General features: G+C 49.4%; 9 protein-coding genes, 1 tRNA gene and 1 riboswitch. Of the genes, 6 read left to right on the top strand and 4 right to left on the bottom strand.

What is annotated here, in order from left to right; genetic code table 11:
* The first annotated feature begins 69 nt into the window (after window positions 1-69).
* On the top strand, window positions 70-1,095 hold the full coding sequence (locus tag QZ460_RS05340; protein ID WP_290540551.1) for a LacI family DNA-binding transcriptional regulator: 1,026 nt from the start codon (window positions 70-72) through the stop codon (window positions 1,093-1,095).
* Between the two features lie 180 nt (window positions 1,096-1,275).
* On the opposite strand, the gene QZ460_RS05345 is transcribed toward QZ460_RS05340, so the two are convergent.
* A complete protein-coding gene (locus QZ460_RS05345) occupies window positions 1,276-2,358 on the bottom strand; it encodes a DUF4465 domain-containing protein (RefSeq protein ID WP_290540552.1) in 1,083 nt (360 codons plus the stop codon).
* A gap of 161 nt (window positions 2,359-2,519) precedes the next feature.
* Window positions 2,520-2,722, bottom strand: a riboswitch (cobalamin riboswitch).
* Between the two features lie 48 nt (window positions 2,723-2,770).
* Here QZ460_RS05345 and fabD point away from each other — a divergent pair.
* The 5 genes from fabD to QZ460_RS05370 all read left to right on the top strand — a co-directional run bounded on the left by fabD (window position 2,771) and on the right by QZ460_RS05370 (window position 7,579).
* The gene (gene fabD / locus QZ460_RS05350) at window positions 2,771-3,652 is read left to right on the top strand and encodes an ACP S-malonyltransferase (RefSeq protein ID WP_290540553.1); all 882 of its coding nucleotides are present in this window, start codon (window positions 2,771-2,773) and stop codon (window positions 3,650-3,652) included.
* Between the two features lie 162 nt (window positions 3,653-3,814).
* On the top strand, window positions 3,815-5,044 hold the full coding sequence (locus QZ460_RS05355) for an ROK family transcriptional regulator (protein WP_290540554.1): 1,230 nt from the start codon (window positions 3,815-3,817) through the stop codon (window positions 5,042-5,044).
* Window positions 5,044-5,574 carry a GNAT family protein gene (locus QZ460_RS05360; RefSeq protein WP_290540555.1) on the top strand — a complete coding sequence of 177 codons (531 nt, stop codon included), beginning with the start codon at window positions 5,044-5,046 and terminating at the stop codon, window positions 5,572-5,574. The genes QZ460_RS05355 and QZ460_RS05360 overlap by 1 nt, the downstream gene beginning before the upstream one ends.
* A 451-nt stretch (window positions 5,575-6,025) precedes the next feature.
* A tRNA-Phe gene (locus tag QZ460_RS05365) sits at window positions 6,026-6,098 on the top strand.
* A gap of 242 nt (window positions 6,099-6,340) precedes the next feature.
* The gene (locus tag QZ460_RS05370; RefSeq protein ID WP_290540556.1) at window positions 6,341-7,579 is read left to right on the top strand and encodes a site-specific integrase; all 1,239 of its coding nucleotides are present in this window, start codon (window positions 6,341-6,343) and stop codon (window positions 7,577-7,579) included.
* A 262-nt stretch (window positions 7,580-7,841) separates the two neighbouring features.
* On the opposite strand, the gene QZ460_RS05375 is transcribed toward QZ460_RS05370, so the two are convergent.
* From QZ460_RS05375 to QZ460_RS05385, 3 genes are all read right to left on the bottom strand, one after another.
* Window positions 7,842-8,750, bottom strand: coding sequence for a nucleotidyl transferase AbiEii/AbiGii toxin family protein (locus QZ460_RS05375; RefSeq protein WP_290540557.1), 909 nt, complete (start codon window positions 8,748-8,750; stop codon window positions 7,842-7,844).
* Window positions 8,743-9,507: a type IV toxin-antitoxin system AbiEi family antitoxin gene (locus tag QZ460_RS05380; protein ID WP_204478667.1), complete on the bottom strand. Its 765-nt coding sequence runs from the start codon at window positions 9,505-9,507 to the stop codon at window positions 8,743-8,745. Before QZ460_RS05380 ends, QZ460_RS05375 begins: the two co-directional genes overlap by 8 nt.
* A 159-nt stretch (window positions 9,508-9,666) precedes the next feature.
* Window positions 9,667-10,350: a hypothetical protein gene (locus tag QZ460_RS05385; protein ID WP_290540558.1), complete on the bottom strand. Its 684-nt coding sequence runs from the start codon at window positions 10,348-10,350 to the stop codon at window positions 9,667-9,669.
* Window positions 10,351-10,493 lie beyond the last annotated feature (143 nt).

A 10,493-nucleotide genomic window follows, 5' to 3' on the forward strand; every position in this document is an offset into this window, starting at 1 on the left:
ACACCCGGATTATTTGCCGAATGCCGGAAAAATTTTATCTTTGTAAAGTATTGCTTATACGGAGAAATCATGGGAGCATCACTCAAAGACATCGCCAACCGGCTCAACCTCTCGAAGACGACCGTTTCATGGGTCCTCTCGGGTCAGGGCGACAAAAAAGGAATCAGCGCGGAGACACAAAGCCGGGTGCTTGCCTGCGCCCGATCTATGGCATACGAACCGAACCTGCTGGCCCGAAGCCTCAACACGGGCGTATCGAAAACCATCGGGCTGATCCTCCCCTCGATTTCGGACACCTTCTTCGCCCACATCGCCGACCGGATCGAGGCGGAAGCCGAGCAGGAAGGCTACTCGCTGATGATCGCCAGTTCGAACTCCGAAACCGAGCGGGAAAATGCCCTGATACGGCTGTTCCGGTCGAAAAAGGTCGACGGCATCCTCATCGCCCCGGCCGATACCGCGGGGTGCGAGATCAACCGCCTTGCGGAGAGCGGCTGCCCGGTCGTGCTCTTCGACCGCAGTCTGGCAAAAACAGACGTCGACTGTGTGGCGATCGACAACGAGGCGGACAGCCATTCGCTGGTCCGCCACCTTGCCGCCCGGGGATCGCGCAAAATAGCCATCATCACGACCTTCCCCCACCTCCCGACAATGGAACTGCGGCACAGGGGCTATCTCCGGGCACTGGCCGAAGCGGGACTTTCGGCCGATCCCCGCCTCTATGGAGAAGTGGCCTATGCCGGCTACCGGCAGCACGTCTGCGAGACACTCGACCGCATCTTCGCCACGGTTCCCGACACCGACGGATTCTTCTTCACCACACACATCCTCGCCACCGAAGCCCTGCGCTATTTCCACGACCGGGGCATCGACATCAGCAACGGGCGCCCGGGCCTCGCCTGCATGCACGAAGAGCCTCTTTTCCGGCTGGCCGCCCCCCGGATGAGCGTCGCCCGCTTCCCCGTCGAGGAGATCAGCGCCCATGCCGTGCGCATCCTGCTGCGGCAAATCCGCGAAAGCCAATCGCCCGGCTCCTCCCGCCCGGCTCCCGAATCGGTGGTACTACCCTGCCGCATGGAATTCCGGGACGAATAAACCGCCTACAGGCGGACTTTGCCCCGGTCCCCCATCCCGGCTCCCCCGACACGGCCTCCCGTCCCGGATCTCCAACACGGCCTCCCGTTCCGGATCTCCGACACGCCCCGCCCTCCCGGATACGAAAGACCCGCAAAACAACGAAGTTCTGCGGGTCTCTCTCCGAAACTAATCTCTAAATTATTTCTCGGGAATCAGGGCAATATCGTCGATACAGAAATAAGAGGGGCAATTCAGATAAATGCCGCTCATATCGTTCGAATGAACCTTAAAACGCAGTTCATCCACCTCGCCCAGCGACGAACAATCGACTTTCACCCAGTCTGCGGTAATGTTTTCACCCTCGATGAGCATCTGTTCCACACTACCACCCTCGGCATCTTTGCGATAGCCCGTCACAACGACTTTGAACCAGTAATCCTTAACAGAGCTGGTATATTGCGCAGCCACAGTCGCATTGGCCAAATACAAATAGGCTACTTTACGCGGCTCGGTAAATTTAATCTTCGGCGTATGGTAATTGTAAACTCCATATCCATTGTCGTAGGCAATCGCAAACGTAGCACTCTCATTGGCTCCCGTCGTCGTCCAGGCCGAGAATCCGTCTTTTTTGTAATCGGGGGAACCGCCGTCGCTGCTCTTCATGCTGAAGTTCTGCGAAAGAACGAATCCACCCCAAGTATCGTAGTTTCCATTAAATTTGTAATCGGAGAAATAGGACCCGAACCCGATCTTCTTATCGGCCGTCGTAAAGAGCAGACCGTCGAAAAAAGCTCCGTTGAAATCCTCTTCTATCATGTATTCCTTACCACACAACACGTTGCTAAAGTCACCGCCAGCAAAATCCCCGACAATCGTAACATCGCGCAGTTCAACCGGCATTTCTGCCATGTCGAGCATCCCTTCTTCCGTTTCGAACGAGATCACCTCAAATTCCGGGGCAGCGGCTCCCACATGCACGGTACAGGTTGCCGATATAGAACCGTATGTAGCCGAAATTTTGGCGACTCCGACTGCCACCCCCGTCACAAGGCCCGATTCGGAGACCGTCGCAAACTCCTTCGCATCCGAAGACCAAACCACCTTGTCGGTCGTATTCGCCGGAGTCGGCGTTGCGGTGAGCTGCAGGGTTTCGCCCACGGTCAGATCTTTTTCCGTACAATCGAGCACAACGGCTGTCGCAGGGACGCGGGAATCGCCGTCCTCATCCGAGCAGGCGGCCAAAGCGAAGGCCGCAAGCACAAAAAGCAAAAGTTTTTTCATCTTTCGTTTGATTTAAGTATGTTCGTAAAACAAAAAAATCCGCCCCCGGAAACCTCCCGGAATCGAACCTTTTTCACGCCCATACCCGTATTTCAGCCACGAAATACCAAGACCTGCGATGCTCCGTTCACCGCGGAGACACCCCGAAAAAAAGACTCTTCCTCGTCGGGAAGCTGCAAGGCAGGTCTTCTGGCTCGTCCCTGCCGCAACGCCTTCCCGGCCCTCACGGACCAGTGGCTCAAGCATGTTGCGGCATCTCTCGGAACTTACAGCAGCGGGAACTGCTGCCGATTTTCACGGCATTCCCATTTAATCACACAGGGCCTCGCCAGACCCTTTGTGAACCATTGCGGTGCAAATTTAGGAAATAAATTCGTATCTTTGCCCCCGCAAACATAAAATTCGCAAAATTATGAAGCACGCATACGTATTCCCGGGCCAGGGTGCCCAGGCCGTCGGAATGGGCAAGGACCTCTACGACAACGTTCCGGCCGCAAAGGAACTCTTCGAAAAAGCCAACGAGATCCTCGGATTCCGCATCACCGACATCATGTTCGCCGGTACGGACGAAGAGCTGAAGCAGACCCGCGTCACCCAGCCCGCCGTATTCCTCCACTCGGTCATCATGGCCAAGGCGCTGGGCGTGAAGCCCGATGCAGCCGCCGGGCACTCCCTGGGCGAATTCTCGGCCCTCGTGGTTGCCGGAGCTCTCTCGTTCGAGGACGGCCTGAAGCTCGTTTCGAAGCGTGCCCTGGCCATGCAGGCCGCCTGCGAGGCCCAGCCCGGAACGATGGCCGCCATCCTCGGCCTGGAGGACAAGGTCGTGGAGGAGATCTGCGCATCGATCGACGGCGTGGTCGTCGCCGCCAACTACAACTGCCCGGGGCAGCTGGTGATCTCGGGAGCCGTGGAGGCCGTAGATGCCGCCTGTGAGAAAGCCAAGGCCGCCGGAGCCCGCCGTGCACTGCGTCTGCCCGTGGGCGGAGCGTTCCACTCGCCCCTGATGGAGCCCGCCAAGCAGGAACTCGAGAAAGCCATCGCCGAAGCTCCGTTCCAGACGCCCGTCTGCCCCGTCTACCAGAACGTCGACGCCAAGCCCTATACCGATCCCGCCGCCATCAAGGCCAACCTCATCGCCCAGCTGACGGCCCCCGTGCGCTGGACCTACATCGTGCGCAACATGCTGGCCGACGGCGTGACGGAATTCACCGAACTCGGCCCCGGCAGCGTGCTGCAGGGACTCATCCGCAAGGTGGAGGCCGGAGCAACCGTGGAATCGAAATCGACGCTGTAAAACAAGCCGATTTACTTAAAAAATTAACGCCTTGTAAATCAAGGCGTTAATTTTTTACCCTTCGCCCGGGAGGAAAATTTATTAAATTTTATTAAAAACTTATTGCATTTATTAAAGATAGTATATATATTTGCAGAGTTAGTTAAAAATGAGCCTGAAAGGATGACATCACTCACTGAATTTTTCAACAAGCACGAAGACGACGCCCTGAAGGGCATTACGCACAAAAACAGCATCATCAAGCGCAACATCATCGCGCACATGGCTGTCAACGGAGAATGCACGCTTTCGGAGCTCACCAAAGAGCTTCATATCAGTGTCCCCACAATCACCAAACTGGTGCAGGAACTGGTCGACGAGAACATCGTGACGGACCTGGGCAAGGTGGAGACCCCGGGCGGACGGCGCCCCAACATCTTCGGCCTGGCCAACTCGGCGATCTATTTCGCCGGTGTGAACGTCGGCCGCGACAACATGCGCTTTCTGATCACCGACCTGCAGAACAACATCATCAAGGAGGAGAACGACTTCACGTTCGAGCTGCTCGACCGTCCGCAGTGCATCGAGCGCATCTGCTCGAGCATCGAGAACTTCATCGCCACATGCGGCATCGACAGGAGCAAGATCCTCGGACTGGGCGTCTGCATGACGGGACGCGTGAACCCCGACACGGGCCGCAGTTACAAATACTTCACCTCGAGCGAGCAGTCGCTGCGCGACATGCTCGAAGAGCGCGTCGGCATCCGCGTACTGCTGGAGAACGACACCCGCGCCCGCTGCTATGCCGAATACACCTGCGGCAAATCGAAGGACGAGAGCAACGTGCTCTACCTCCACATGGGTCGCGGCGTGGCCATCGGCATCGTGGTCGACGGGCAGCTCTACTACGGCAAAAGCGGCTTTGCAGGCGAGTTCGGCCACATTCCCTTCTTCGACAACGAGATCATCTGCTCGTGCGGCAAAAAGGGCTGTCTCGAAACCGAGGTGTCGGGTATCGCCATCGAGGAGCGGATGTGCCATCTGATCCAAAACGGCGTGAATACCATCCTCAAGGAGAAATACGACCAGCAGAAGACCATCCACATCGACGACATCATCACGGCGGCGAAGAACGACGACAACCTCTCGATCGAATTGATCGAGGAGGCGGGCGAAAAGGTCGGCAAGGCCGTGGCCTTCCTGATCAACACGTTCAACCCCGAGACGGTCATCGTCGGCGGCAACCTCGCGGCGGCGGGCGACTACATCATGCTACCGCTCAAATCGGCAACGAACAAATATTCGCTCAACCTGGTCTACAAGGACACCAAATTCCGCGTGTCGAAGATGACTGAGAACGCCAATGCCTGGGGTGTAGCCATGCTTATCCGAAACAAGATCATCGGATTGTAATGAACATCGAGGGCTGCACCATCCGCCTGCGGGCCGTGGAGCCGGGCGACGTCGACCTGATGTATGCGTGGGAGAACGACTGCGCCATCTGGCCCGTCAGCGGAACGACGGAGCCGTTCTCGCGCCATCAGCTGGAGCGCTTCGCCGAACGGATGCAGGACCCGGCCGGAGTGCTCTGCGGCGGGCAGCTGCGGCTGATCATCGAGACGCTGCTGCACCCCAAAGCGGTCGGAGCGATCGATCTGTTCGAATACGACCCGCTCCACCGCCGGGGAGGTATCGGCATCCTCATCTACGAACCCGACGATCGGGGACGCGGTTACGCATCCGATGCCGTGGAAACCCTCTGCCGCTATGCCCACGATACACTGCACGCGCACCAGCTGTGGTGCAACGTCGGGGCCGACAACGAAGCGAGCCTGCGCCTGTTCCGCAACGCCGGATTCACCCCGATCGGGGTCAAACGCGACTGGTTATGGCGGCCCGACGGCTACCACGACGAGGTGATGCTGCAGAAAATATTGGAATAAGCGGCATGTGCTCTCCAACAAGCCGCACCATCCCCGGCATTCGCAAGCCAATAGCCGCAATTCAGGTTCCAGGCAACGGAAAATCGGTTGCGGAACGCCAGAACCCGCACCATCCGGACTTACCCTGCAGCCCGAATCGACCACGGAATGCGGACAGCCCCTTGGCCGAATGGCTCCGGAGTGTTGCGAACCGCCCGGAAACAAGGGGCAATCAGGGGGCGCAAAATGGCTTTGGCCGCAGCTGCATGATGGTATAAGGGCAGAAAAATTGTAAATTTTCGGAGAAACTTTTGCAAGTTTAAGAAATTTGCTTACCTTTGCACTCGCAATGAAACCGAAATGGGTATCGCTCTTTGCAAAAAGACGGTGTAACCCGAACTGAAAAGGTCGGATGACAGCGAAAAGATCAGATTTCGAAATTAGTTGCAAGAGAGTTTTAAACTCTACGGATGGTGCCATAGCTCAGTTGGTAGAGCAAAGGACTGAAAATCCTTGTGTCCCCGGTTCGATTCCTGGTGGTACCACTTTGAAGAAAAGCAAAAGACAGTAAAATCCTGATTTCCAAACGAAATCAGGATTTTTGTTTTCCCGCAGCACGCAAAAAACGGCAAAATATTACCGTTCAAGGTGGAGCAAAAGGTGGAGATAAAAGGTGGAGCAGAAATCTCCACCGAATTACGATATTTTTCACTGATTGTCAATATTTTGCATGGCAAGAAAACGGGTTCGGGTTCCTACTTTTGTACAAACTGAAAACTGTAGGAAAATGAAAAGAAGTTCATTCAATGTGCTTTTCTTCTTGAAGAAAACCAAGCTGCTGAAAAACGGAGAAGCATCCGTGTGTATGCGTATCACTGTAGATGGTACGCGAGTTGAAAACAACATCCGCAAGAGTATTGACCCATCCCTTTGGAGTCAGGCAAAAGAATCTGCCAGAGGCAAAAGTCGTAAATTATGTGACCTGAATGCCTATATCGAAAATGCAAGAATCAAATTACATCAGATTTTTTGTGAACTGGAAGAACAGAACCAGCCTATAACGGCACGTCTGTTACAGGAAATATTTTTCGGACAGGACAAAGAACCGGAAGCGGTACGCACTCTCATCGGCACCATGCAGGAACACAATGACCAATGCCGTGCCCTAGTCGGTAAAGACTATGCCCTGATTACCGTTCGCCGTTATGAAAGCTGCAAGCGCTATCTTGCCGAACTTATCAGACAGAAATACGGAAAGGATGATCTGCCGCTGGCGGAAGTCAACGGTGAACTGGTACGTGCCTTCGAATTTTATCTGAAGACGGAAAAGGAATGTCAGCAAAATACCGTCATCCGTTATATGAAGTGTCTGAAGAAGATTACCAATCTGGCACTGGCCAATGAATGGATAGCCAAAGATCCGTTTATCGGTATCAAGTTCCACGAAAAAGAAGTCATCCGTGAATTTCTTACCATGGACAAACTGCTGACCATCTATCACAAGGAGTTTACTCTGGAGCGAATCACCGTAGTCCGTGATGTATTTATTTTTGCAGCCTTTACCGGTTTGGCTTTCATCGACGTGCAACAGCTTTCCACTGAGCATATCGTAAAAGACAACAACGGAAACCTGTGGATCAGGAAGCCACGTCAGAAAACAAAGAACATGTGCAATATCCCACTGCTGGATATCCCTTTGGAAATCCTGAGAAAATATGCAGATTATCCTGTCTGCAAAAAGAAAGGAGTATTGCTGCCTGTCCCCTGCAATCAGAAGATGAACAGCTACCTGAAAGAGATTGCCGACCTATGCCTGATAAAGAAGAACCTGACTACACACACGGCCCGCCACTCGTACGCCACATCTGTCTGTTTGGCCAATGGGGTAAGCATTGAGAATGTAGCCAAAATGCTCGGTCACTCCAATATCAAGATGACGCAGCACTATGCAAGGGTACTCGACAGTTCCATTCTGAAAGATATGAATAATGTAAGGGATGTACTTTCAGGCAATCTTTCTCATTAACAGCAACCCATTCAAACAATTCAGAAATTACGTTGAATCATTCTGTCATATGGATAATAAGCCGCAAATTCTGCGGTTAATTAGGGGCTGTCGTTTAATTCCGTCAATATGAGTCAACTGGCAGGACTGTCCCTGTAGTTTTTCCGATCGAACTCATCTTTTATATCTTCGGATCCGTTTCGGATCCGATTTTTTGGATATTTTTTAGAAACACAATAAAATGGGCAGGCGGTAAACTGCGCTCCCTCCAGAAAAGTTATTGTTACTTTGTACTCTCAAAGAATTGTCGTAACTTATCTATGCCAAGACGGTGTTTCTCCAGATTCTCCTTTTTCAATTTTGCAATATTCTGAAGTTTCCATTTTACGGATGGATATCCGCTCAGATCTCCAGCACAGCATTTACTCCAGTCAGGTGTACCTTCCTCAAAGGATAGTAAGAACTCCCTGTCTGTATCGGTTAAAGCGTCATTGACTAAAGCGATCAGATTTTTCCGCGCTTCTTCATAATCTGAATAGTTGAACTCTACATCAGACATTCCTTTGAACTGTTTTTCAAGAGCTTCACTTTGATCAATCGGGTTCGGCTGCAAAGACTCTATTATCGGTTTATCACTGCCGAGCAAACAAAGAATAAAACCGGCTTTGACATCATCAAAAGAAGACAAATCCATGTATTTACAGTCAAACAAATCTCTGGGATGCTGACGACTTAATGCAGCCGCAATCTTACCTCCATATAATTGGGAATATGACACAGTGCGGGCTTTACATGCCATACTGAATTCCTGTTGGGATCTCTCGCAAAGCATTCTCTCCTCTGTACTTCCTATAATGCCCCTTTTAGTACCATTCACTTCTATTTTTACAGTTGCACCATTCAATGTACACTGCAATTTCCATACATCATATTTGGGAATAACCTTGATTCCGGGTATGGATTTCTCGATATATCCTTTCAGTGTTTCAAGATGGCTTTTTATAGTTTTGAGACTTTCCTCCCTTCCTTGCACAGGAATATATGTCAGGTCAATGTCAACCGAATAGCGAGGCATATTCTTGTGAAAGAGGTTTATGGCCGTACCACCATGTACGGCAAAATCCTTGATACGATAAACAGAGGGCATAATACGTATCAATAGTGCCACCTGTTTTTTATATAGTTCATTCATAATCAAACAATTCTTTAGGCACAGTTATTTTATACTTACTTATATATATACCGTTTTCCACCAGTTGCAATTTGGATGTTCCTATGTCTATTTTCACCATGTCCAGCATTTCGAACCAATAGTGACCGGCTTTCTCAGCCATATAAAGGAACATACGCTTTACTCGTAGATTTTTTATTGTTTCCAGCAGAGTCTGAACAACATCTGCACGAAGTGACGTCAGCTGTTCCATAATATAATATAAATCCATATAGCCATATCGGTCGGGGGCAAGCAACATGCATTCCATGAAAGCCTGTTCCGGAGAAGAGACAAGTAGGTTTACTCCTTCCACTTTAACAGTCGAAGTCTGAATTGTGGTAAACATATTCGTTTCAAACGGTTTTATTGTTCTGTCAAAATAATCGGCATTCATCCATTTGGGAATACTTATCCCTGAATATGCCACCATCAGAACTGGTTTACCCATCGGGACATAGTGGTTGAACCCAAACAATTCCAATGCGGAATGGGCTGCCACACGTAGTTGCCTGTTCAGTTGGTTATTATAACATGACACAGCGGCATACGCGGATAACTTATCACCAGTTCGATATACAACGCCTTTTGCCAATGAAGTCAACCATCCTGATTGCCTATATTTGCTTATCAGCTGATCCGAATATCCGTTTTTTTTCAGCCATTCTGAAAAGTAAAGGCCGTTTTTCGTCCCCATTCGTAGCAGAAGATCTATTTTATTAGCCGATTCTATACTCATAGTTTATTATAAGCTCTTATATTCAACTACAAAGATAGCATAATTTCCAGTTATCATACAATAAGAGTTGCTTTTATTCAATAATTATATACCTGTAATATAGTTATACCAAATAAAAACAACTCTTAAAGTTATGTTTACATAAAACACTTTCGTTTTTTAAGAAAGTATTGAATTCTGTATCATCAATCTTAAGATGTTCAAACACTCGGTGTAAGTATGCAATTGATTGCCTTTTTTTTCTTCTTCTGTAGGATTAAGTATGTTTTTATATAGTTCTTCTTTATTTAGACTATCATAAAACATTAACCCTATTTGCTGAAGTAACGGACTGAGTGCAAAATAGTCATCATCTTGCAAAAGATTAATTTTATCAGGGATCTCGCGTTGAGCATGGTTTAACGGCTTGATGAGTGGAATCTTATGTTTTTCTTTCCACTTGCTTAATAATGTTTTGTACGTATCTCTGAAAACGAAGTCTATTGATTCGGCATAAGAATTCCAATTGCCTTGAATCATTGCTTCTTGAAAATACTTACTGAACTCATGACCATCAGGAGCAATGTTATAGGCTTTCCAAATATTTTGTTCTCTATATGGGAGTTCTAAAACATCTTTTAGAAAAGCAACAATATAATTTTCGTTATCGTTGTCGCAACGGATAGAGAAATTCGGAGTAGTAATTTTAAGTGAATCAACATAATATTTTTCACGTCCTGTATAAAGAGAAAGTAAACCCTTTTCAAAGAATACTGGTGTATATGGGGGAGTATTTTCATCAGAAAATATCTTTAATCCGTTGTCATCTGTAGCTATAATATATTGTGTGTTTATAGATTTCATATATTCTTTAAGAGAAGTATGTTTAAAGACTGACTTTCCATTGAACCAATTACGTATTATATTAGGGAGTGTCGTAAAACGATTAAAGTTTTACAATAAATTGATTGTCAATATGATATAAAATTCGTATCTTAGCTAAAGAT

This window comes from Alistipes sp. (assembly GCF_020026455.1).
Taxonomy (GTDB): domain Bacteria; phylum Bacteroidota; class Bacteroidia; order Bacteroidales; family Rikenellaceae; genus Alistipes.

What these genes read in the sequence shown, in the direction of transcription:
- QZ460_RS05340 (WP_290540551.1), top strand. Translation starts at nt 70, where the DNA reads ATGGGAGCATCACTCAAAGACATCGCCAACCGGCTCAACCTCTCGAAG.
- QZ460_RS05345 (WP_290540552.1), bottom strand. Translation starts at nt 2,358, where the DNA reads ATGAAAAAACTTTTGCTTTTTGTGCTTGCGGCCTTCGCTTTGGCCGCC.
- fabD (WP_290540553.1), top strand. Translation starts at nt 2,771, where the DNA reads ATGAAGCACGCATACGTATTCCCGGGCCAGGGTGCCCAGGCCGTCGGA.
- QZ460_RS05355 (WP_290540554.1), top strand. Translation starts at nt 3,815, where the DNA reads ATGACATCACTCACTGAATTTTTCAACAAGCACGAAGACGACGCCCTG.
- QZ460_RS05360 (WP_290540555.1), top strand. Translation starts at nt 5,044, where the DNA reads ATGAACATCGAGGGCTGCACCATCCGCCTGCGGGCCGTGGAGCCGGGC.
- QZ460_RS05370 (WP_290540556.1), top strand. Translation starts at nt 6,341, where the DNA reads ATGAAAAGAAGTTCATTCAATGTGCTTTTCTTCTTGAAGAAAACCAAG.
- QZ460_RS05375 (WP_290540557.1), bottom strand. Translation starts at nt 8,750, where the DNA reads ATGAATGAACTATATAAAAAACAGGTGGCACTATTGATACGTATTATG.
- QZ460_RS05380 (WP_204478667.1), bottom strand. Translation starts at nt 9,507, where the DNA reads ATGAGTATAGAATCGGCTAATAAAATAGATCTTCTGCTACGAATGGGG.
- QZ460_RS05385 (WP_290540558.1), bottom strand. Translation starts at nt 10,350, where the DNA reads ATGAAATCTATAAACACACAATATATTATAGCTACAGATGACAACGGA.